Annotated in this window: 20 protein-coding genes and 1 pseudogene; 7 read left to right on the top strand and 14 right to left on the bottom strand. The window is 69.4% G+C overall.

Going from position 1 to position 21189, the window contains the following annotated elements; all coding sequences use genetic code 11:
* Positions 1-112 precede the first annotated feature (112 nt).
* Both G4D83_RS18675 and G4D83_RS18670 read left to right on the top strand, forming a co-directional pair.
* Positions 113-1657, top strand: coding sequence for an AMP-binding protein (locus G4D83_RS18675; RefSeq protein ID WP_163866125.1), 1545 nt, complete (start codon positions 113-115; stop codon positions 1655-1657).
* A gap of 157 nt (positions 1658-1814) precedes the next feature.
* Positions 1815-2207 carry a response regulator gene (locus G4D83_RS18670; protein WP_163866124.1) on the top strand — a complete coding sequence of 131 codons (393 nt, stop codon included), beginning with the start codon at positions 1815-1817 and terminating at the stop codon, positions 2205-2207.
* A gap of 24 nt (positions 2208-2231) precedes the next feature.
* On the opposite strand, the gene orn is transcribed toward G4D83_RS18670, so the two are convergent.
* The 3 genes from orn to G4D83_RS18655 form a co-directional block, all read right to left on the bottom strand.
* On the bottom strand, positions 2232-2783 hold the full coding sequence (gene orn, locus G4D83_RS18665) for an oligoribonuclease (protein WP_163866123.1): 552 nt from the start codon (positions 2781-2783) through the stop codon (positions 2232-2234).
* 134 nt (positions 2784-2917) lie between these two features.
* Complete coding sequence (locus G4D83_RS18660) at positions 2918-3610, bottom strand: dienelactone hydrolase family protein (protein ID WP_163866122.1); 693 nt, start codon at positions 3608-3610, stop codon at positions 2918-2920.
* 57 nt (positions 3611-3667) lie between these two features.
* Complete coding sequence (locus tag G4D83_RS18655) at positions 3668-4354, bottom strand: phosphoribosyltransferase (protein ID WP_163866121.1); 687 nt, start codon at positions 4352-4354, stop codon at positions 3668-3670.
* A gap of 142 nt (positions 4355-4496) precedes the next feature.
* Between G4D83_RS18655 and G4D83_RS18650 the strand changes: the two genes are divergently transcribed.
* Together G4D83_RS18650 and G4D83_RS18645 are read left to right on the top strand one after the other, a co-directional pair.
* On the top strand, positions 4497-5393 hold the full coding sequence (locus G4D83_RS18650) for a ribose-phosphate diphosphokinase (protein ID WP_163866120.1): 897 nt from the start codon (positions 4497-4499) through the stop codon (positions 5391-5393).
* A gap of 95 nt (positions 5394-5488) precedes the next feature.
* A complete protein-coding gene (locus tag G4D83_RS18645) occupies positions 5489-6244 on the top strand; it encodes an enoyl-CoA hydratase (RefSeq protein WP_163866119.1) in 756 nt (251 codons plus the stop codon).
* 96 nt (positions 6245-6340) lie between these two features.
* On the opposite strand, the gene G4D83_RS18640 is transcribed toward G4D83_RS18645, so the two are convergent.
* Entirely contained in the window at positions 6341-9100 is a 2760-nt protein-coding gene (locus G4D83_RS18640; RefSeq protein ID WP_163866118.1) for a M1 family metallopeptidase, read from the bottom strand.
* Between the two features lie 92 nt (positions 9101-9192).
* Between G4D83_RS18640 and G4D83_RS18635 the strand changes: the two genes are divergently transcribed.
* Positions 9193-10191: a lysophospholipid acyltransferase family protein gene (locus tag G4D83_RS18635; protein WP_240356408.1), complete on the top strand. Its 999-nt coding sequence runs from the start codon at positions 9193-9195 to the stop codon at positions 10189-10191.
* 6 nt (positions 10192-10197) lie between these two features.
* On the opposite strand, the gene alr is transcribed toward G4D83_RS18635, so the two are convergent.
* Positions 10198-11415 (bottom strand): alanine racemase, encoded by a 1218-nt coding sequence (gene alr, locus G4D83_RS18630; RefSeq protein ID WP_163866243.1) that lies wholly within the window; start codon positions 11413-11415, stop codon positions 10198-10200.
* 226 nt (positions 11416-11641) lie between these two features.
* Between alr and G4D83_RS18625 the strand changes: the two genes are divergently transcribed.
* A complete protein-coding gene (locus tag G4D83_RS18625; RefSeq protein ID WP_240356407.1) occupies positions 11642-12541 on the top strand; it encodes a transcriptional regulator in 900 nt (299 codons plus the stop codon).
* A gap of 100 nt (positions 12542-12641) precedes the next feature.
* On the top strand, positions 12642-13310 hold the full coding sequence (locus G4D83_RS18620) for a metallophosphoesterase (protein WP_163866116.1): 669 nt from the start codon (positions 12642-12644) through the stop codon (positions 13308-13310).
* Between the two features lie 23 nt (positions 13311-13333).
* On the opposite strand, the gene G4D83_RS18615 is transcribed toward G4D83_RS18620, so the two are convergent.
* The 9 genes and pseudogenes from G4D83_RS18615 to G4D83_RS18575 form a co-directional block, all read right to left on the bottom strand.
* Positions 13334-14074, bottom strand: a complete 741-nt coding sequence (locus G4D83_RS18615; protein WP_163866115.1) for an SDR family oxidoreductase — start codon at positions 14072-14074, stop codon at positions 13334-13336.
* Positions 14075-14246: 172 nt separating this feature from the next.
* Positions 14247-15284, bottom strand: a complete 1038-nt coding sequence (locus G4D83_RS18610) for a hypothetical protein (RefSeq protein WP_163866114.1) — start codon at positions 15282-15284, stop codon at positions 14247-14249.
* Positions 15285-15504: 220 nt separating this feature from the next.
* Positions 15505-17106, bottom strand: coding sequence for an LVIVD repeat-containing protein (locus tag G4D83_RS18605; RefSeq protein ID WP_163866113.1), 1602 nt, complete (start codon positions 17104-17106; stop codon positions 15505-15507).
* A 51-nt stretch (positions 17107-17157) separates the two neighbouring features.
* Positions 17158-17577, bottom strand: a complete 420-nt coding sequence (locus G4D83_RS18600) for a ribosomal maturation YjgA family protein (protein ID WP_163866112.1) — start codon at positions 17575-17577, stop codon at positions 17158-17160.
* A 73-nt stretch (positions 17578-17650) separates the two neighbouring features.
* Positions 17651-18286: a CHRD domain-containing protein gene (locus G4D83_RS18595; protein WP_163866111.1), complete on the bottom strand. Its 636-nt coding sequence runs from the start codon at positions 18284-18286 to the stop codon at positions 17651-17653.
* A 108-nt stretch (positions 18287-18394) separates the two neighbouring features.
* Positions 18395-18928: pseudogene (locus G4D83_RS18590) on the bottom strand (LysR substrate-binding domain-containing protein); the annotation flags it as partial.
* 41 nt (positions 18929-18969) lie between these two features.
* A complete protein-coding gene (locus tag G4D83_RS18585; RefSeq protein ID WP_163866109.1) occupies positions 18970-20226 on the bottom strand; it encodes a tyrosine-type recombinase/integrase in 1257 nt (418 codons plus the stop codon).
* Complete coding sequence (locus tag G4D83_RS18580; RefSeq protein ID WP_338041930.1) at positions 20223-20417, bottom strand: helix-turn-helix domain-containing protein; 195 nt, start codon at positions 20415-20417, stop codon at positions 20223-20225. The genes G4D83_RS18585 and G4D83_RS18580 overlap by 4 nt, the downstream gene beginning before the upstream one ends.
* Before the next feature lie 32 nt (positions 20418-20449).
* Positions 20450-20929, bottom strand: a complete 480-nt coding sequence (locus G4D83_RS18575; RefSeq protein ID WP_240356406.1) for a hypothetical protein — start codon at positions 20927-20929, stop codon at positions 20450-20452.
* Between the last annotated feature and the right edge of the window lie 260 nt (positions 20930-21189).

Raw genomic sequence — 21189 nt, 5'->3', positions numbered from 1 at the left:
TCAGGCCAACTCAACGAGTTAGTCAGACTATGCAGTTAAAGCCACTCTTTGCCGTCAAAATTGACTCACAGCTTGTCCAGTTTGGAAGTGAGGGAAGTAGTCTGCGCGGCTCATGTCTTCGTCCCTCCTCGAAACCTTCCTGGACCACGCCCACGGCGCGCCGGGGCGGCCGTTCCTCACGTTCGAGCGTGAATCGACTTCCTACGGCGAGCTGGCCGAGCACATCGCGGCCTTCGCGAAGGGCATGCGTCAGCGCGGCCTGCAGCCGGGCGAGCGCGTGGCGCTCTTCCTGGAGAACAGCCCGCGGTTCATCGTCGCCTACCTGGGTGTGCAGCACGCGGGCTGCGTCGTGGTGCTCGTCAACACGGCGTATCGCCAGGTGGAGCTGGCCCACATCCTCGCGGACGCGGAGGTCCACACCTGCGTCACCGGCGCGTCGGGGGTGGCGGAGCTGATTCCGCTCAAGGACCAGCTCCCGTCGCTGCAATGGCTCGTCACCGTGGAGCCGACCACCGTCACGCCGCCGGCCTCGTTGGAGGTCATCGACTTCGACGTGCTGCTGGAGGAGGGCGCGACGTCACCGGTGGCGCTCGCGCTGCCGCGTCCGGAGGACCTGGCGGTGCTGGGCTACACGTCCGGGACGACGGGCCGCTCCAAGGGCGCCATGCTGCTGCACCGCAACCTGCTGGCCAACGTGAAGGCCGTCACCGAGGCGTGGCGCTGGACGGCGGCGGACCGGCTGCTGCTCGCCCTGCCGTTGTTCCACACGCACGGCCTCATGGTGGGCCTGCACGGCACGCTGTACACCGGCTCGAGCCTGGAGCTGCACCGACGCTTCGTGGCCACGGACGCGCTGGCGACGTTGCGCGATGACGCCTCGCTGACGATGTTCTTCGGGGTGCCTACCATGTACGGCAGACTGCTGGAGGAGTCGCGGCGCACGGGCGTGAAGCCCCGCGAGCTGCGCCTGTGGGTCTCCGGCTCCGCGCCCTTGAGTCCCCAGCTCTTCCACGACATCGAGAAGGACTTCGGCACGCGCATCCTCGAGCGCTACGGGATGACGGAGACCATCATGAACACCACCAACCCGTATGACGGCGAGCGCCGTCCGGGCACGGTGGGCTTCCCCTTCCCGGGCCAGGAGGCGCGCGTCGTCGACGTGCGCACGCGCCGCCACCTGCCCCAGGGCGAGATGGGGGAAATCGAGGTCCGCGGCCCCCACGTCTTCGCGGGCTACTGGCGAAGGCCCGATGCCACGTCGGAGTCCTTCGACTCGGAGGGTTGGTTCCGCACCGGAGATTTGGGCGAGCTGGACGCGGACGGCTACCTGCGCATCACCGGGCGGGCGCGCGAGCTCATCATCAGCGGCGGCTTCAACGTGTACCCGCGCGAGGTGGAGGAGGTGCTCGCCACGCACCCGGGCGTGGCCGAGGTCGCCGTGCTGGGCCTTCCGGACGCGGACTATGGCGAGCAGGTGGTGGCCGTCGTGGTACCCCCACCCGGCATGCACGCCCCGGATGCGCAGGCCCTGGTGGATTGGTGTAAGGACAGGCTCGCCAGCTTCAAGAAACCCCGTCGCGTCGTCTTCATGGACTCGCTGCCTCGCAACGCGCTGGGCAAGGTCCAGAAACACCTGCTGAGAGCCCGACTGCGGTGAGACTCCTGGTCCGCAACATTCCGAACACACCGCGCTCAATTCCGTGGCTTGCGCCGGCCCGTGTCCTACCGTCCCGCCCTGGGATGGCGGCAGCCGGAATGGCCCGGCTGAGCAAGACCCCGGGTGGTGACCGTGGACGAAGAGAGGGCGTGAGTCGATGAAGCGGCTGCTCATCGTCGATGACGAGCTGGCCATCGTCGAGGCACTCCAGGACATCCTCTCCGTGGAGGGCTACGGCATCCTCACGGCCTTCAACGGCTCGGAGGGCCTGCAACGGATGGCGGAGGTGCGTCCCGACCTGGTGCTGTTGGACTTGATGATGCCGGTGATGGACGGCCGGGAGATGCTGCGCCGCATGCGCGATGACCCGGCGCTGCGCACCATCCCCGTCGTCGTGATGAGCGCGGGCCGCATCTCCGAGGAGGAGCGCCGCTCCAGCGCGCGCTTCCTGGCCAAGCCCTTCGAACTCGACCTGCTGCTGGAGACCATCTCCGAGCTGCTCGGGGGCCCCAACGGGCCCACGCCGAGCAGCACCGGGACCGCGGGCTGAAAGCCACGCCGTCGGGCTGGAGACTCAGCCCGGCGTCGCGCGGAACAGGGTGTCGCGGTAGTACTGCAGCTCGTTGATGCTGGAGCGCAGGTCCGCGAGCGCGGTGTGCCCGCTGGGCGGCTTTCGCGGCTCCACCAGGTTCGGGTACCAGGCGCGCGTGAGGACCTTGAGGCTCGTCACGTCCACCATGCGGTAGTGCAGGTAGCGCTCCAGCAGCGGCATGTACTGGAACAGGAAGCGGCGGTCGGTGTGGATGGAGTTGCCCGCCAGCACGCCCTCTCCCATCGGACAGTGCTCGGCCACCAGCGCCGTCACCTCCCGCTCCGCCACCCGCAGCGACGTGCTGGAGGCGCGCACCTTCTCGAGCAGGCCGTTGCGCGTGTGCATCTCCCGCACCACGGGCTCCATGCGCAGGAGCACTTCCTCCGGCTGCCAGATGACGCGTTCAATCTCCGCAATCGGGCGCAAATCCGGCCCGGTGATGATGACGCCAATCTCGATGATGGCGCAGGACTCGGGGTCCAACCCGGTCATCTCCAGGTCCAGCCAGACAAAGCGGGGTTCACGCGAGCGCATGCCGATGCCTATACCAGCCCGCGCGCCCATGCGGGGCCTCAATACTCCGCTTCAGACCTCCACTTCGCATTCGGTGGTCCACCGTCCGTCCGCGCTCCGGCGCACCGTCGGTCCGGTCGGCCCGGGCTCCGGGCTCATTCGCGGGCCTCCAGTCGAGGCGCCTCCAGGTGGCGGGTGAACCAGTCCGCCGCGCGGCGCGCCACCTCCTCCAGCGTGCCGGGCTCCTCGAACAGGTGCGTGGCCCCGGGGATGACGATGAGGGACTTGGCGGAGGAAAGCTCGTCGAACGCGTCCTGGTTCAGCTCCAGCACGTCCACGTCCAGGCTGCCCACGAGCAGCAGCGTGGGCGCTCGCACCCGGGCCAGCGCGGGCCCGGCCAGGTCCGGTCTGCCGCCGCGGGACACCACCGACCGCACCGACTCTGGATGCAGCGCCGCCGCCAGCAGCGCCGCCGCCGCGCCCGTGCTGGAGCCGAAGTAGCCCAGCCCCAGCCCGGACAGCTCCGGCTGGGCCTGCGCCCACCGCGTCACCGCGATGAGCCGCCGCGCGAGGAATGGGATATCGAAGCGCAGCTCGCCGGTGCCCGCGTCCATCGCCTCCTCGTCCGCGCCGAGCAAATCGAACAGCAGCGTGCCCAGGCCGGCTTCACGCAGGCCGCGCGCGACGGCGCGGTTGCGCGGACTGAAGCGACTGCTGCCGCTGCCATGCGCGAAGATGACCAGCCCGCGCGCGCCTGGAGGAAGGGCCAGGCTGCCGCCCAGCTCCGCGCGTCCGGAGCGCACCATCACCTCGCGGACCTCCAGGTCCTTCGGGTCGTCCTGACTCATGGGCCGCTCTCCTCGTGTCACGGGTGCACGTCGTCACAACGAAACGGCTTCACGGCCTCACATCCAGGTCCCACCCGAGTCCGCGGACTCCACCACCTCCTGCGAGCGCCAGGGCGGCTCACGGGAGCGCTCGACCAGGCTCCGCAGCTCCACGTCGGGGAACGCGCGGAAGTCGTCATAGGCCTCGGCCACCGTGCGCATCCCCGGCTCGGTCACCACGCAGGCCACCGTGTCCGCCTCGGGCCGCAGCACCGCCAGCCCCTCGGGCGTGGCGACCGGGGTGCCCATCACCAGCCGGGCCGGGTGGAACAGCCGCAGGGCCCTCAGCGCGGCGGCGGCGGAGGCGCCCGTCAGCACGCCGTCATCCACCAGCACCACGGTGCGGCCGCCGAGCCCGGAAAGAGGATGTCCGCGCAGCCGCCGTACCTGCTCGTCCACCACGCTGGCCTCTTCACGGATGAGCGAGTCCACCTCGCCTTTCGGCAGGGGCGCCAGTCGCAGCGCATCCGAGAGGAGGTACTGGCCTCCGCCCTCGGACACCGCGCCCATCGTCAGCACCCGCCCTGGGATGCTCAGGCGCCTGGACACCCAGACGTCCAGCGGGACTTCCAGCGCGCGGGCCACCTCGTACGCCACCCTCAACCCTCCCCGGGCCAGCCCCAGCACGCGGACCTCCGAGCCCCGGTAGGGCAGGAGCACCGCCGCCAGCCGGCGCCCGGCGTCTGCTCTGTCGCGAAAGCGCATCGTCACTCTCCTTGTCCCAAGGGAAAGCACGGCCGGGCCCGCTGGCGGCGAAGGGGCGGGCAACGGCTCTCCCGGAGGCATGTCAGCGGGGGAGGCAGCGAGCGCCGCACCCCCGGGCCACCGGGCGCGCTAGGGTTGGGAGATGGACCCCATCCTCCTCATCGGCACCGCCAGTCCCCGCCTGGGACGGGAGCTCGCCCAGGCCCTGGGTATTGCGCCCACCGATTGCCACTTCGAGCGGTTCCCCGACGGAGAGATGCACCTGGAGGTCCCCGCCTCCGTGCGCGGCCGCACCGTGGTGCTGCTGCAGTCCCTGACACCCCCTGCCGGAGAGCACCTGCTGGAGCTGCTGCTGATGGCGGACGCGTGCTGGCGGGCAGGCGCCGCGCGGCTGGAGGCCGTGGTGCCATACCTGGGCTACGCGCGGCAGGACCGGCGCGCGCGGCCGGGCGAGCCCCTGGGTGGCCGGCTGGTGGCGGACATGCTGTCCCAGGGCCGCTTCGCGCGGGTGATGGTGGTGGACCTGCACAGCCCCGCGCTGGAGGGGTGCTTCGGCGCGCCGCTGGAGCACCTCACGGCGTTGCCGGTGCTGGCGGAGGCGCTGCGGCCGCAGGTGACTGACACGTCGGTGGTGGTGGCGCCGGACCTGGGCGCGGTGAAGCGCGCGGAGGCGCTGGCGCGGCTGTTGGGCCGTCCGTGGGCGGTGATTCACAAGGTGCGGCTGAGCGGCGACGAGGTGCACGCCAGCGGCCTCATGGGCGAGGTGCGCGGCAAGCGGCCCATCCTGGTGGACGACATGGTGTCCACGGGCGGCACCCTCGTCGCGGCGGCCAACACGCTGCTCGCGGCGGGCTGCGCGGAGGACCTGACGGTGGTGACGACGCACGCGCTGCTGGTGGGGCCCGCGGTGGAGCGGCTGGGGGCGCTGCCGGTGCGGCTGCTCGTCGGCACCGACAGCGTGGAGCCTCCCTCGGGGCTGCCGTTCGAGCACCGGGTGGTGACGCTCGCGCCGCTGGTGGCCCGCGCGCTGCGGCCGTGAGCCGGTGGACGAGGTAGGGCGGGTGGGCACACGAGGGCCCGGAGCGGATGCAAGTTGAGTCCTCGTCCGGGGGTGACTCGGTCTAGGCTTGGCCCATGTCCGACACGTTGCTGACGAAGCGGGAAGCGGGGGTCCTCACCCTCACCTTCAACCGACCCGAGAAGAAGAACGCCTTCACGCATGCGATGTACGAGGCGGCCACCGCCGCGCTCAAGCAGGCGGCGACGGACGCCGAGGTCCGCGTGGTGCTGCTCACCGGCGCGGGCAACGTCTTCACCGCGGGCAATGACATCGGCGACTTCATGGAGCACCCGCCCGCGGGCGAGGACAGCGCGGTGTTCCTCTTCCTCAAGGCGCTGGTGGACGCGCCCAAGCCGGTGCTGGCGGCCGTGGACGGCCCCGCGGTGGGCATCGGCACGACGATGCTGCTGCACTGTGACTACGTCGTGGCCAGCGAGCGCGTGCGCTTCCACATGCCCTTCGTCCAGCTCGGCCTGTGCGCGGAAGGCGCCAGCAGCCTGCTGATTCCGCGCATGGCCGGCTACGCGCTGGCCAGCGAGCTGCTCCTCTTCGGAGAGCCGTTCGACGCGGCGACCGCGCTGCGCGCCGGCATCATCAACAAGGTGGTGCCCGCCGAGAGCCTCCAGGAGGTGGCCGCCGAGCGCGCCCGCACCCTGGCCTCCCGTCCCACCGAGGCCGTGCGCGTGACGAAGGAGCTGATTCGCGGACCGCGCCGCGAGGAGACGCACGCCACGCTGGCGCGCGAGGGCGCGAAGTTCATCGAGCGCCTGGGCTCCGAGGAAGCGCAGGAGGCCTTCATGGCCTTCATGTCGCGCGGCAGCAAGAAGTAGCCCCCCGAATCACGCGGGCGGGCCCGGAGCCATCACGGCCCCGGGCTCCCACTTCCGGACGTTCGAGCTTCCGGACGTCCGGGCTTCAGGGACCGGTCAGCGCGTCGTCGGGGCCTGCGGCGGACGCGGCGAGGCGCGGCCGGTGAGGAACGACTCGATGCTGGCCGCCTGCGCCGCCTTCAGCGCGACGCACTGGTCCATCGACTCCAGGAGCTGCGTCAGCATGCGAGGCCCGCCCGGCGCATTCGCGTTGCGCGGCGTGAAGAACTCCTCCACCTCCTTGCGCCGCTCCGGGCTGCAGAAGCCGCCGCCCACGAAGGCCAGCCGGCCCGCCGCGTCCTTCGGCAGGAGCGCCTCGGGCGAGTCACCCACCAGCCGGTCGTAGTTCTCCTTCACGAAGTCGAACGCCACGCCCTGCGTGCGCACGTTCTGCGTGGCGCCGAAGACCATCCACATCGACTCGCGCGGGTCCAACGCCTTGTCGAACACCAGCGGCAGGCCCTGCTTCACCAGCTCCGGGTCCGTGAAGCTGCTCAGCGCCCCGAGCAGGCGCTGACGGATGCCGCGGTCCTTCTCCGTGCGCACCGCCGCGATGAGCTTCTGGTGGAAGGCCGAGTCACCATGCGCCGCGGCGACGGAGAGCACCGCGTCCACCATCTCCGGTTCAATGGCCTGCTTGTTCGCAAGCCACTTGTCCGCGAGCGTCCGGGCCTCCGCGACAATCTTCGGGTCCGCGCCGTCGCGGCCCGCCACCCGCACCACGCGCGGACGAAGCAGGCGCGTGTCCTCGCTCTCGCCCTTGCGCGAGGTGAAGCCCAGCTCCCGGGCGCGGGGCCCGTACGTCTCACGCAGGAAGCGCTCCCTGTCCTTCAGCCGCGCCTCCGGCAGCAGCCGCGCGCTCGACAGCTCCAGCATGTCCATGGAGGTCTCGACGATGACCCGGTCCGGGTCCTGGGCCATGCGGGCCGCCAGCGTCAGCGCCTCGGAGGCCGGCAGCGCTCCGGCCAGGGCCAGCGCCTTCACGTCGCCCAGCAGCGCCACGCGCTCCGAGCGCGACAGCTTCGCCACGCCCGTCTTCAGGAGCTTCGTCGCCGCGTCCCCCGTCAACTGCATGCGGAAGAAGCCCGCGCCCTCCGCGTTGGGGAACACCCAGGCCGGGCACGTCTTCGCCTCCGTCAAGGCCACCTCGGCGCTCTCATTCTCCAGCACCGTGCAGGCGCGTGCGTCCTTGTTGCCCGCCGCGTACTCCACGCACACGGGCACCTTCCACGTCTGCGGCACCGTCGACTGCGAGCCCAGGCGCGGGTAGCGCTTCTGGGTGAGGACCACCTTGGGCTGCCCCGCGCCACACTCCAGCGTCGCGGTGACGAGCGGCGCGCCGCCCTGGTCCAGGAACGTGCCCAGCACGCCCGTCACGTCCTGGCCCGCCTCGGCGGACAGCGCGTCCAGGAAGTCCTTCGCCGTGGCGTTGCCGTGCGCGTGCTTGCGCATGTAGCGCTGGATGCCCTTGCGGAACACCTCACGTCCCAGCCACTCCTCCGTCATGGAGAGGACCGCGGAGCCCTTGCCGTAGGTGATGCCGTCGAAGGCGTTGTGGATGTCGTTGGCCGTGTCGATGGGCTGACGGATGCGGCGCGCGGACAGGAGGCTGTCGGAGTCCAGCGAGCGGCTGCGGTCCTGCACGCGCTCCACCGGCGCGTCCCACGTCGGCTGCCACGTCTCGACGATGCGCGGGGTGACCCAGGACGCGAAGGACTCGTTGAGCCACAAGTCATCCCACCACGCCAGCGTGACGAGGTTGCCGAACCACTGGTGCCCCAGCTCGTGCACCTGCGTCTCCGAGAACCTGCGCTGCCGGTTGAGCGAGTCCTCCGCGGGCCTCGCCAGCATCGTCCGCGAGTTGAACGTCACCAGACCCGGGTGCTCCATGGCGCCACCGAGCAGCGGCACCGCGATGACGTCCAGCTTCTCGTACGCGTAGGGGATGCCGAAGTAGTCCTCCAGCGCGGCGAGGATTTCGGGCGTCACCTTCGCGGCATAGGCGCCTTCGGCGGCGCGGCCCCGCGGGGTGATGATGCGCGTCTTCACCTTGTTCTGACCGGAGTCGGCGGCGGCGAGGAAGTCGAACGGGCCCACGCCGAAGGCGATGAGGTAGCTGGGCAGCGGCTTGGTGCGTGCGAAGCGATAGGTGCGGCCACCGTCCGGACGGGCCTCCTCGGCGAGCTGCGGCGTGTTGGTGACGGCCACGTTGCCAGCGGGCACGTGGAACGTCAGCTGCCAGGGCACCTTGAACTCGGGCTCGTCGAAGCAGGGGAAGACGCGCCGCGCGTCGATGGGCTCGAACTGCGTGTAGATGTACCAGTCACCGCCCTCGTTGACGCGGAAGGCGCCATCCGTCTCCTTCTCGGAGGCGGCGCCCTCGTACACCACGCGCAGCTTCGCGGTGCCCACGGCCAGCGGCTTCGCCAGCGAGAAGCCGAGGAAGTCGCCCTTCTCGCTCTTCAGCGGCGTCACTTCGATGGTGCTGCCCGCCTGCATCAGCGAGGTGTGCTTCACGGTGAGGTTCTTTCCGTGCAGCCACACGATGGAGGTGGGCTTCGCCACGTCGAGCCCGATGTCCGCCGTGCCCTGGAAGGCGGAGGTCTTCGGGTCCAGCGTCAGCTCCACCGCGTAGCCATTGGGACGCACGTCCTTGGGCAGACGCAGCGTGGGCGGCGTGGGAGCGGCCGGGGCCGCCGCGGAAGATGAAGCGGGAGGAGTCGCTGCGGGCTCGGCGGCCGGAGGGTTCTGCCGGGCACCGCACGCGGAGAGCAGGGCTACGGTGGCAATCACCACCGGTCGGAGCAGGTTGGGCATGGCGCGCATAGTGGCCCATGAAGAGCAGCCAGGGTAGCGCCGAGCATGAGTGTGTTCTTGCCGTAATCTTCACTTCGGGGTGGAGTGCCGCCGTGTCCTCGCCCGCTCCCATTTCCGACCAGTCCGTCCCGCAAGCGAACGCCGCGAAGCTGCCCCCCGAGCATCTGCGCCGCATCATCGGCACGCCGCCTGGCCCGGTGGTGAAGTTCGTGACGCGCTTCGTCTTCGCGTTCATCACGTGGCTGTCGCCCGCGTCACGTGACGCCATCGCTCGCTTCGTGGGCAATCTCGCGTACACGCTGGGCATCCGACGCCGCGTCGTGTTGGACAACCTGGCGCACGCGCTGCCGGAGAAGACCGACGCGGAGCGGCGGGACATCGCGCGCGGCGCGTACATCAACATGTCGCGCGTGGTGCTGGAGTCGCTGCCCTCGGGAGACCGGCTGCCGGCCGACTGGGCCGAGCAGGGCATCGAGGGCACGGAGGCCTGGGAGGCGCTGAAGGCGCGCGTGGCCTCGGGCAAGGGCGCGCTGATAGTGACGGCGCACTTCGGCAACTGGGAGCTCCTGGGAGACATGGTGGTGCGACGGGGCGTGCCGATTGATGCGCTGGTGCGTCCGTTGAAGGGCGCGCTCAACACGCGCATCGCGGAGAACCGGTTGCGCCTTCCCGCGGGGCTCATCTACCCGCGCGGCGCCATCCAGGAGCTCGCGGAAGCGGTGGAGCGCGGCGAGTCGCCCTTCATGCTGCTGGACCAGGCGCTGCCGGCGAAGGCCGCGGTGTTCGTGCCGTTCTTCGGGAGGCTCGCGTCCACGACGCCCGCCATGGCGGTGACCGCGCAGCGCACGGGCGCGCCGGTGTTCGTGGTGATGGGCGTGCGCAACGGCAAGCTGGGCGCGCGCCTGCGGATGGAAGTGGAAGGCCCCATCCTCCCGCCCGCGCCGGGCGAGTGCGAGGACCCGATTACGGAGCACACCGCGCGCGTCACCGCTGCGCTGGAGCGCTGCATCCGCAAGTACCCGCACCAGTGGATGTGGCTGCACCGCCGCTGGAAGGTGCAGCCCCCCAGCGCGGCGGACGCGAAGCGCTGAGAGCCCCTACTCCACCACCACGCGGCGCAGGTGCGTGCCCAGGCGCGCGACAATCTCGTAGTGCAGCGTCTGCGCCCAGCCGGCGAGCGCCTCGGCGCTGACGGACTCGTCTCCGTCGCGCCCCATCAGCGTGGCGGTCACCGGGCGCTCGTCATGCGTGGCGCGCGTCACGTCGACGATGAGGTGGTTCATCATCACCCGCCCCAGCACCGCGCACCGCCGCCCGTTCACCAGCACGTGCGCCTTGCCCGACGCCAGCCTCGGATACCCGTCGTAGTAGCCCACCGGCAGCACGGCGATGCGCGTGGGCTCCGACGTCCGGTACGTGCAGCCGTAGCCCACGTAGCTGTCCGCGGGCAGCCACTTCACCACCTGGCTGCGGCACCGCCAGGACAGCACCGGCTTGAGCACCGGCACCTCGCCCAGCACCAGCCGCGCCGACAGCCGCGTCTCCGCCGAAGGCCACAGCCCATACAGCGAAATCCCCACCCGCTGCGCCTCGTAGCGCGCCCGGGGAAGCACCAGCGTCGCGGCGCTCGCGGCGATGTGCCGCTGCAAGCGCCCCTGCCCCAGCTGTCCCTCCAAGAGGCGCAGCCCCGTCTCGAACGCGTCCACCTGCGCGAGCGCGTAGCCCTGCTCCGTCACGTCCTCCGTGTTGGCGAAGTGGCTCAGCGCGCCCACCACCTCCAGTACGTCCCGCGCGTCGACGAGGAACTGTGTCTCACGCGGAATCTGCTCCAGCGTGAAGCCCTCGCGCCCCAGGCCCGTGTCGATGTGGACGTGCACCCGCAGGGGCCGCTCCAGCTTCGCCGCGCGCAGCACCGGCACCGCGTCCTCCCAGCCACGGTCCGGCACCACCACCTCCACGCCCTCGCGCGCCAGCACCACCGCCTCGTGCGGCGCCACCGCGCCCAGCACCACCACCTGCCGGGGTGACAGGCCCTGGGCCCGCTCGTGCTCGCGCACCTTCAGCGCATCCTGCGGCGCGATGAAGTAGAGGATGTCCACCAGCCCGTGGACCAGCGGCAGCACCTGCGCCAGCCCGTGCCCGTAGGCGTTGCCCTTGAGCACCACGCCCAGCGGAGGCGACGTCCCGTCCCGCCCCTCCAGCACCCGGAACACCTCCACGTTGTGCCGCAGCGCACCCGCGCTCAGCTCCAACCACGAGGTATGGGCCGCATCCCCGGGCCCGCCGCCAATGGACTCCACGTTCACCTCCGACAACACGTCGACTCCCGCCCCATACCAGCAATGGCCGGGCCATGGATTTCGCGGCCCACGAGACACGGGCGTCCGTGGACGGAGCAGGCGCACCAGGCGCCCGGGCCCGCCCCTTGCCACACCTGTCGTCCCGAAAGCCCTCCTCCATCAGCGAACCGAGGGAGACAAGAGTTCACTTCGGAAATGGTTGAATCCGGATTACGCGAGGGGGGTGCTATCGTCCCACGGCGTGTCCCCCCCGGACGTTTCCCTGGCCCAGGCCTTCATCGCGGCGCGTGGCGTCTCCTCCGCGCCGGAGCCGTCGCTGCCCCTGCTTCAGGAGCGGCTGGCGCGCGCTCTCTCCACCGGGCGCTCGGCCTGGCCCGGAGTGGAGCTGGACGGCGTGCGCTTCGTCGGCCATCTCGCGAGGCTGCTTCCCACCCAGGCGCCCTCCGAGGACGTGGAGAAGCTCCACCTCGCGGACGTGTACCTGGCCCGCGCCGCCGCGGACCAACTGCCCTCCGCGCTGAACGCCTTCGAGTCGAGCTTCCTCCCCGAGGTGAACGCGGCCGTCGCGCGGCTGAAGCTGCCGCCCACGGGGCTCGACGAGGTCCGTCAGCTGCTGCGCCAGCGCATGCTCGTGGGAACCCAGGACGCGCCCGCCCGGTTGGCCGCCTACCCGGGCACGGGTCCACTCAGCGGGTGGGTGCGGGCCGCGGCGCTGTGGCTCGCGCTCGACTGGCAGCGCCAGCGCAGCGGACATCCCCAGGCGGATGACGGGGACCTGTCGATGCTCGTGGCGCCGGGGGACGACCCGGAGCTGCTGTACCTCAAGAACACGTACCGCGCGGAGTTCAGCACCTCGTTCTCCGCGGCGCTCGGCATCCTCGAGCCTCGTCAGCGCAACTTCCTGCGCCTGAAGTACCTGGACGGGCTGAGCATCGACCAGCTCGGCGCGCTCTACGGCGTGCACCGCTCCACCGCGGCGCGCTGGGTGGTGTCCGCGCAGGACTCGCTCCTCCAGGAGACCCGGCGGCTGCTCACCGAGCGACTGCGCCTCACCGGCTCCCAGCTCGACAGCGTGCTGCGCCTCATCTCCAGCCAGCTCGACGTGAATCTCAGTCGCCTGCTGCGCTCGAAGGCGGACTGACGCGCGGGCCCCGCACCTCCCTGGAGGTGGAGGCGGGCAGAGGGGAGCCCCTTTCGAGAGGATTCCCCGGAGCGTCGAAGCGAATTAAAGAAGAGGCGGGATGCGAACGCTCTTCATCGGAGACGTCCACGGCTGCGCGGACGAGTTGCACGCGCTGCTGGCCGCATGTGGCTGGCGGCCGGACGACCGCGTGGTGCTGGTGGGCGACCTGGTGGCGAAGGGGCCGGACTCGGCGGGCGTGGTGCGGTGCGCTCGCGAGAAGGGGCTGCTCGCGGTGAGGGGCAACCACGACGCGCACGTGCTGCGCTGGCATGCGGGCCGGGCCCCCGAGGGCAAGAAGCTGGGCAAGGAGCATCGCCAGGTGCTGGAGACGCTGACGCCCGAGGACTGGACATATCTGGAGGCGCAGCCGCTGTACCGCCGCTTCCCGGACCTGAATGCCCTCGCGGTGCATGGCGGACTGGTGCCCGGTGTCCCCTTGGAAGCGCAGCGCACGGACGAGCTGCTCAACCTGCGCAGCATCGCCCCGGACGGGACGCCGTCGAAGCGCGTGGATGGCGGCGTGCCCTGGGCGAGCTGCTGGAAGGGCCCGGAGCTGGTCATCTTCGGCCACGACGCCATGCGCGGCGTGCAGCGGCATCCGCATGCGGTGGGCCTGGACTCGGGCTGCGTGTACGGCGGGCGACTCACGGCCTATGTGATGCCGGAGGGCCGCCTCGTCTCCGTGCCGGCCCTCCGCGCGTACGTGGATGTGAATGCGTCACCGTGAAGCCGTGACGCGCAATCGCTTGCTCAGATGATTCCGCCGTTGGCGCGCAGCACCTGACCGTTGACCCAGCCCGCGTCGGGACTGGCGAGGAAGGCGACGGTGGCGGCGATGTCGACGGGCTGCCCCAGCCGCTCCAGGGGCGAGAGCTTCGCCATGCGGTCCACCACTTCCTGGGGTTTGCCCTTGAGGAACAGGTCCGTGGCGGTGGGGCCGGGGGCGACGGCGTTGACGGTGATGTTCTTGCCGCGCAGCTCCTTGGCCAGCACGCTCGTCATCGCCTCCACCGCGGCCTTGGTGCCCGCATACACGCCGTAGGTCGGCTGGAGCAGGCCCACCACGCTGGAGGAGAGGTTGATGATGCGGCCGCCGTCACGCAGTCGGCGGGAGGCCTCGCGCAGGGTGTTGAAGGTGCCCTGGAGGTTGACGGCGATTTGCCGTTCGAAGGTGGCGTCGTCGGTGTCCGCCAGCGTGGCGAGGCTCATGATGCCGGCGTTGTTGACGAGCACATCCACGCCGCCGAAGGCCGTCTCGGCCGCGTCGAACAGGCGCCGCACCTCCGCGCTCTTGCTGACATCGGCCTTGGCGGCCAGCGCCTTGCCGCCCGCCTGCTCAATCTTCCGGACGAGCGCCTCCGCGGGCCCGGCCGACTCCGCGTAGTTCACGATGACGGCGAAGCCGTCCTGGGCGAGCCGCTCCGCGATGGCGGCACCGATGCCGCGAGCAGCGCCGGTGACGAGCGCCACCTTCTGCGTCTGTGCGTTCATGTCGTTCCTCCTGGCCGGCGGTTCGTCACCGGCATGGGAGAACAGTGTGCTTTCGCGCGGCCGAAATAATGGCCCGGAAATGGGCATCACTGTTCCTACTGAACGAACAGTCGGACCAGGCGGAGGCCCTGGAGTGCCCCTCCCGTCCAAGCGAGGGGCACTCGGGGGACAGCTAGAAGTCCCGGGCCTGGGCGCGGCGCTGCTGCCTCAGGAGGCTCGTCAGCCCGTCGCGAATCTCCCACGCGTACTCGGGGCTCTCGTAGTGGAGCGTGAGCAGTCGCTCCCGGGGGAACTGGTAGCCCACGAGGCGGACGGTCGTCCCCGGCGCCTTCCAGTTGGCGACGACCACGAGGCCGCGACGGGCGATGTTCACCTCGGGCTCGGAGATGGGGCCGAACAGAGGGGCCTCCTCCTCCGATTCGGAGACACTCGCGTCGGGCGCCGAGGCCACCGCCGTGTCCCGCGAGCCGTCCTCGTCCAGCGAGTCTCCATCCGGGCGCGCCTCGACCAGCGGAGGCTGTCCTTCGGACACCTGGGCTTCGGACCGCGCGGGTGCGGGGAACTCATTGGGCGCACCGTCGGGCGGAGCCCCCGCGACCTGGGCACCACCGGACTGCGTGACAGCACCCTCGGGCGGAGCACCTTCGGCGACCTGGGCTCCCGACTCCGTCGACGCGGAGGCGCTCATGGACTCCTCGTCCCGAGAGTCCGTGGCGGCGGGGAAGTTCGTGGGCGCGAGAGGCGCGCTCTGGTTGAGCAACCATGCGAGGTCGAGCGACTCGCGGTACTTGTGCACGCGCCGTGACGTGCCCCGCTTCGAAGCGCGGCCGTACTTGGCGGTCAGCAGCGCCACCACCTCCTGGTGGTCGACGCGGACGTTCGCCGGCGTCGCGAAGCGCACGAAGACGGAGCCCAGGCGCCCACCCGCGAAGAGGAAGAACACCTGGGCCGGGTGTTCCGCGAGCTTCGTGGTGAGGACCAGGTCCCCGTGGGAGGTCTCCTCCGTCCCCGGGTACATCGCCCGGACCTGGTCGCGCGTCATGCCCCAGGACGTGGACTGGAAGCCGTCGCCCGAGCCGTACTTCTCCGCGTGCGAGGCGCGGATGGCGGCGCGGCGCTCGTGCACCTTCGCACCGTGGTGCTGCGAACCGCAGCCGACGAGCACGAACAACACCAACGACCAACACCCATTGCGAAGCATCGAGGCCATCTTTCCGTTTCCTGCGGAAGGATGGCGTCCGGGACATCGGCCCGCGGCAATCCCCCCGAGGAATCCATGTTCGACCACCGGCACCCTGCTCCGCAGCGTATGGCAGATGGCCTGGAAAGGGCTACGCGTCCGGACGGGCCTCGTACCGGCGCCCGGCCCATTCGTTCAACACCGGAGGCGAGCGCCCGCCCGCCTCCGGTGAAGGACTTCCGCCTACCGGCTACAGCTCCTCGAAGATGAGCAGGCCGCGCGAGGTGTCGATGACATAGACATGGCCGTCGTCCGGGACGCGCATGCCGATGGCGCCGTCATGGAACAAGGTGCCGCGAGCCCGGTCCGTGCCCCGCCAGGTGTTGAAGTGGGCGACCTCGCGCATCTGTGAGGGACGGGACACGTCCACCACGCGCACCCCGTGCTGATAGTGGGCGAGATAGAGCAGGTTGCCCTTCAGCTCCATGTTGTGGATGGAGACGCCCGGAGACAGGCGGTACTCGCCGATGAGCACGGGGTTCTCCAGATCCGTCATGTCGAGGGCGCGGACATGTGCCCCCCAGTCCTCGCCGCCCTCGAAGACGATGAGCCGGTTGTTCACGTAGTGCCAGCGGTTGGTGTGGCTGGTGGCGCGTGGATAGACATACTCGCCCTTCTTCACCACGTTCGTCGGGTCGCTCACGTCGAGCACCAGCAACCCCGCGGCCCAGTGATTGAGGAAGAGGCGCGGCCCCCACGACGTGGCGTCATGCGGGAAGGAGGCGACCAGGGGATTCACGCTCGGGTCCGCGTAGCGGCCGAGCAGCACCGGCTCGCGCTCGTTCTTCACGTCGAAGATGAGCGTCTCCGGCGTGGGCGAGGCGGACATGACATAGAGCCGGTTGTTGTCGCCGTGGACGGTGTGCGCGTTGATGGAGCGGCCATCGGGCAGCGAGCGCAGGAGCTTCGGGTTGGCCGGCTCGGAGATGTCGAAGACGAGCAGTCCCCGGGCCGCGCTCGCGACATAGAGCGCATCGCCCTTGGCCCACACGCCATTCCAATAGCTGTCGCCCGGATAGGTGATGGTGCTCACGAGCCGGGGCGCGGTGCGGTCACTCAAGTCGAAGACGTACAGGCCGCCAGGCCCCGCGACCGCATGCTCCAACGAGACGACATACGCATGCCCCTTGGCGACGAAGACATCCGCGACGATGCCCTGGGGCACCACGCCCTCTCCCACGAGGGTGAGCCCCGAGGCCTCCTCCTCTCCCGCGCGCCGCTGGACCTTCTCCGCCTCGAAGGTGGCCTCGTAGAGGGGCTTCCCCGCCACACACGACACGTAGCACCCCGTCACCCGGCTGGGGCTCGGTGCCTTGCACCCCATGAAGGATGAGCGGAACGTGCGTCCATCCGGGAGCGTGCCGTAGTGGGTGATGAAGAACGTGCTCCCCTCCACGCGGGCCTCGCGCAGGGGGACGCCGCCGGAGAGCACCTGTCCCCCCGACACGAAGTTCAGCGCGCCGGTGAGATGGTTGTTGGGGAGCTCGCTGAGGTGCTTTTCAAGAACATGCACGGTGAAGTGGCCATTGGCATCCAGGCCCGTCAGCGAGCCGAGCTCACACGCCGACACGTCAAAGGACTCCGGGGTACCGCACTCGGCGGCGGCGCCGTCACTGGGCAGCAGGGAACAGGCGGCCAGGGGCTCCGGGGCCCAGTCTCCATGGTCCTCGAGTACCTGCGAGGGTCCCAGGTTGACGGGCACTTCCACCACTTCGGCGACTTCTCGGGAACAACCACTGCCGATACCCAGGCACAACGAGGCAACGAGCGCACCTCTCACGACATTCGTCATGATGCTCCATCCAGCGGTGTTGGCCCCGGCCCCTCACCAACGTGGTGGAAGTCAGGCCATATCGTTGGCGGGTGCGGATATTTCCGGACGTCGCCGCGTCAGCAGCGCCACGTCGAGCCCCACGCCCAGGAGCACGCCGACGGAGTAGCAGACGAGGTCACTCCAGAGAAACCCCGCGCCCAGCACGAGTCGGCCCGGCAGCGTGCGGCGCGCGGCATCCAGCCAGGGCGCGTGAAGGTCCTGGCTGAACTCGATGCCGAAGGAGAATGCGAGCGCGACGGCGGCCACCGCGAGCGTGGAGCGGCGTGGGGCGAGGAAGCGCAGGAGCAGGAACACGAGCAGCGCCCACAGCGTGTCCCCCGCATAGGTGGCGAAGAAGGCGGGCCATGGCAGCGACTTCCTGCGCGACGCGAGCCCCAGCGGTATCACCAACACCGCCAGCCCCAGCGAGAGCAGACGGGTGCGAGGCACGGAGGAGGAGCCAGGGGAGGAGCGCGGAGTGGACGTCACGCGCCCCAGCCTACCCGAGCCGCGACATGGAGCCTCAGGGCTGGGCGGCGTAGAGCTGCCCGCGCATCTCGCCGTAGTAGGTATGCGCCTTGGTGTGGAGGTTGAAGTAGAGCACGCCCTTGCGCGCGAGCGACTCCAGGCTGGCGAGCGTCTTCGTCTGCGCCAGGAAGCCCAGCTCCGCGGGACAGCTCTCCGGCAGCCCTGGCTTCATGCCCTTCATGTCCTTGATGAAGACGACATTGGCGTTGGTCAGCTCCACCGACAGCTTTCCCTCCGAGAGCGTCTTCGACAGGTTGCCCAGCTCCCCGAAGTCCACCACCACGGGGCCCAGCACTCCGGGCGGGCCGCAGTGGATGTGGAACATGAGGATGTCGGCGGGGTTGACGCCCTTCATCTCGAACTCGACGTAGGCCCGCGTCAGGTCCTTGGTGAACTTGAGCGCGCCATGGCCCCGGGACTTGCGCGCCTCGCGAGGCGTGGAGGGCGCGGTGGCGCCCAGGCTCTTCTCCAGCAGCTTCGGCGTCTCGGACTCCTCGCCGGGCTCCTGCGCGGGGCTGAGGAAGGCCTCGTAGACGGTGAAGGTCGTCGCGCCGAGCGCCGGGTCCTTCGCGTGAGCGGACAGCGTCAGCAGCGTGGTGGTGGCGAGGGTGAAGAGCAGCGGCGTTCGCATGGCGGGCTCCGGCGCGGAAGAACGCCTTCATCCGTAGCGTGGATGCTTCAGCCCGGGGATGGCCGAAGATGGACACCCGGTGGCCGGATTCGCCCCGCCCGCCTCGACTCACAGGGGCGCGAGGAAGCCTCGGATGTGTGCGAGCACCTGCTTGATTTTGGGAATCTCACTGAGGGCCTCGGGGACGCTCAGGCGCAGGGGACGCTCGCGGCCCACCACGTCGGGGAGCACCGGCACCAGCGCGCCCTCCTCTTCGCCCGGGTCCGCGAGGGCCACGCTGGGAATCAGGCCGATGCCCTGTCCCGCCAGACAGCAGACCCGGATGAAGTGGATGTCCGTCGACACGAGCGCGGGCTCCACCTGGAACGAAGGTCCACGGAGCTGGGGCCACAGGGACGCGTCATCGCCCGGAGCCTGCCAGGAGAACAGCTCATGGCCCTTGAGGTCCTCCACCGAGCCCGGCGTGCCGCGTTGGCGCAGGTAGTCCTCGCTGGCCAGGAGCCCCTCGCGCACCCGCATCACCACCTGCGACACCCAGGAGCCACGGGGTAGCTCCTCTCCGAAGTGCGCCACCACGTCCACGTCGTCGAGCGGCTCCGCCAGGGGATTGTCACTGAAGCTCGCGTGCACGCGCAGCAGCGGATACGAGGTCCGCTGTCGTCCCTTCTAGAGCACCAGTAATTTCAAGAGCTTGCTAGGCTCTCGTAGTGCGCATCATGTGGCATGTGCCCCCTATGTGCCCCTTCGGTGGCTGTACCCGAAGCGACAAGGAGAAGGGGACTCGGCTGGTCAAGTTGCTGCACCGCGTTCGCCCGTGTTTCCGGTGAGAGGTGGGCGTAACGCTCCGTCTCGCTCATGTCGGCATGCCCCATCAGTTCCTGGATGGCCTTCATCGGCACGCCCCTCATGGCAAGGTGGCTGCCGTAGGTGTGGCGCAGGTCATGCCAGCCAATGAGGCCCACCTCCCGACTGATGCCCGCTCTTTTCAACGAGCGAATCAGCGGACTCCTCATCTTCCCGGCCGTAAGCGGCTGGCCGTCGTCCTGGCAGAACACGTAAGGCCCACGCAGGTGACGATGCCCCTTGAGGGCTTCGACCGCCGATGCAGGGAGGTCCACGGCACGTTCGCGTCCCCCTTTCGGAGGGCCGGACACGCCGCGCCAAATAGCACGACGGACATGCAGCTTGCTCCCCTTCAAGTCCAGGTCGTTCCACTGGAGCCCGATCAACTCGCCTTGCCGAAGCCCTGTCTTGATGGCGACGAGAAGTAGTGGCCTCCATTCGGGCTCGGTCGCTGCGATGAGGCGCTCCGCTTCCTCAAAGCTGAGGAAGTCGAAAGGGGGCTTCTTCGTCTTGAGACGTTTGACGCGGGGGACATGCGCGATGACGCCCTGCTCCTGCGCCAAGGCCAGCAACTTGCGCAACGCAGCGAGAACGTTGTTGATGGTCCTGGGGGATAGCGGCGCGGGACTGACGCTCTTCCTCCGAAGAAGGGAGCCCTTCGTTGGATTCTCCTTCCGTGCATGGGCACTGGATAGCTTCTTTCGCATCAGCGCCTTGAAGTCCTCGATCTCTGCCGGCCCGATGACATTCAGAGCCATTGCTCCGAAAAATGGGGTGATGTGATCATCCAAGACTTGGCGCTTGCTAATGACAGTGGAGTGCTTGTTGTTGTTCTCGCTGTAGGTGAGGAAGCGCGGGGTGAACTCCTCCAACGTGGGGATGCGCTTCTCCTGTGTTTTCTCCTTTCCGAAGGTGCCAGTAAGGAGGGCGTGACGGACCTGACGCTCGTACTCTTCGGCACCGCGACGGGTGTTTAGTGGAGACGCCTTGCGGATGCGCTCTACACGCCCGTCGGGGTGCTGGTACTTCACGTCTACCCACCACGCCTCTTGCACCTTGCCCTCTTTCGTCTTCCACTTCCGCAGCCTGACGCTCATCGCTTCTCTCCGAGCGCAGGACCGCTGTTACCCGTGGGCCACGTTACCAGTGCGTCCCGCCGAATGCGGAGTGCTTTCCCGATGCGCGCGACCCCCGGCACCTGTCCGAGCCGAATGGCCTCGTAGAGCGTCTTTCGGTTCACTCGTAGCAAGGTGGCGGCCTCGTCTACGGTGAGGAAGGCGGGGTGCATTTCCGGGCCGTTGGAGATGGGCTCGGACATGGCTACCTCGGGAAGACGCGGCGGGGTGCGAGGCGACCGAGGGCATGAAGCCCGATGCCGACGGCGTCCCAGACGTTGTGGTGGAGGGTGGCGGCGATGGGCAGCTCGACGCGAAGATGCTCGGCGGCGTCGAGGCGCTGTTTGATGCGCTCGATGAACGCGTCCGCGTCGACGGTGCCCTTCCAGTCGCGCGGGTACACGCTGCGACGACTGGCGACGTTCGGCAGGAAGCCACCGAGCATGCCGACGACGCCCGCCAGTTGGATGAGGTCGTTCTGGTCGCCCTTCTGGTGCGCAGCGGCGTAGACGCGAGGCGTCTCGATGATGAGCTGGATGGGCTCGTCACCCACGCGGGGTCGGAGCCACTCACGGACCGCGAAGGCCATGGATGCCCACGAGGCCAGTGACAGCTCTCCGTCCTGGCGCTCGGAGATCTTCGGCAGCCCAGCGGCCAGGAGTGACGCGCGTTCATGCACCGGCACGTCGAACACAGCGACACCGCAATGCCGGAGGCCAGGGTCGATAGAAACGAGCTTCGCGGCTCGGTGCTCGGGGGGATTTTGGGAAGGAAGTGTTGTGCTCACACCTTCCTTAATGGGGACGCTTTCCTCAAGTGGTTCAGAAGCGACCTACGGAGATGACTGCCCTTCGCGACTTGGAAATAGGGCATCGCTTGGCCAGTCTTTGGGCACCTCCACTGCTGTGGCACGAGGTCGAGCAAACGACGGGGCGAAGGGATATT

Origin of the sequence: Myxococcus eversor, from assembly GCF_010894455.1 — a bacterium.
GTDB classification, from domain to species: Bacteria; Myxococcota; Myxococcia; order Myxococcales; family Myxococcaceae; genus Myxococcus; species Myxococcus eversor.
This window is presented reverse-complemented; position numbering and strand designations above follow the sequence as displayed.

Coding starts and splice junctions, on each gene's coding strand:
- G4D83_RS18595 (WP_163866111.1), bottom strand. CDS start 18,286: ATGCGAACGCCGCTGCTCTTCACCCTCGCCACCACCACGCTGCTGACG.
- G4D83_RS18620 (WP_163866116.1), top strand. CDS start 12,642: ATGCGAACGCTCTTCATCGGAGACGTCCACGGCTGCGCGGACGAGTTG.
- G4D83_RS18650 (WP_163866120.1), top strand. CDS start 4,497: ATGGACCCCATCCTCCTCATCGGCACCGCCAGTCCCCGCCTGGGACGG.
- G4D83_RS18615 (WP_163866115.1), bottom strand. CDS start 14,074: ATGAACGCACAGACGCAGAAGGTGGCGCTCGTCACCGGCGCTGCTCGC.
- G4D83_RS18580 (WP_338041930.1), bottom strand. CDS start 20,417: ATGCACCCCGCCTTCCTCACCGTAGACGAGGCCGCCACCTTGCTACGA.
- G4D83_RS18605 (WP_163866113.1), bottom strand. CDS start 17,106: ATGACGAATGTCGTGAGAGGTGCGCTCGTTGCCTCGTTGTGCCTGGGT.
- G4D83_RS18610 (WP_163866114.1), bottom strand. CDS start 15,284: ATGGCCTCGATGCTTCGCAATGGGTGTTGGTCGTTGGTGTTGTTCGTG.
- G4D83_RS18670 (WP_163866124.1), top strand. CDS start 1,815: ATGAAGCGGCTGCTCATCGTCGATGACGAGCTGGCCATCGTCGAGGCA.
- G4D83_RS18660 (WP_163866122.1), bottom strand. CDS start 3,610: ATGAGTCAGGACGACCCGAAGGACCTGGAGGTCCGCGAGGTGATGGTG.
- G4D83_RS18585 (WP_163866109.1), bottom strand. CDS start 20,226: ATGAGCGTCAGGCTGCGGAAGTGGAAGACGAAAGAGGGCAAGGTGCAA.
- G4D83_RS18675 (WP_163866125.1), top strand. CDS start 113: ATGTCTTCGTCCCTCCTCGAAACCTTCCTGGACCACGCCCACGGCGCG.
- G4D83_RS18640 (WP_163866118.1), bottom strand. CDS start 9,100: ATGCCCAACCTGCTCCGACCGGTGGTGATTGCCACCGTAGCCCTGCTC.
- orn (WP_163866123.1), bottom strand. CDS start 2,783: ATGCGCTCGCGTGAACCCCGCTTTGTCTGGCTGGACCTGGAGATGACC.
- G4D83_RS18655 (WP_163866121.1), bottom strand. CDS start 4,354: ATGCGCTTTCGCGACAGAGCAGACGCCGGGCGCCGGCTGGCGGCGGTG.
- G4D83_RS18645 (WP_163866119.1), top strand. CDS start 5,489: ATGTCCGACACGTTGCTGACGAAGCGGGAAGCGGGGGTCCTCACCCTC.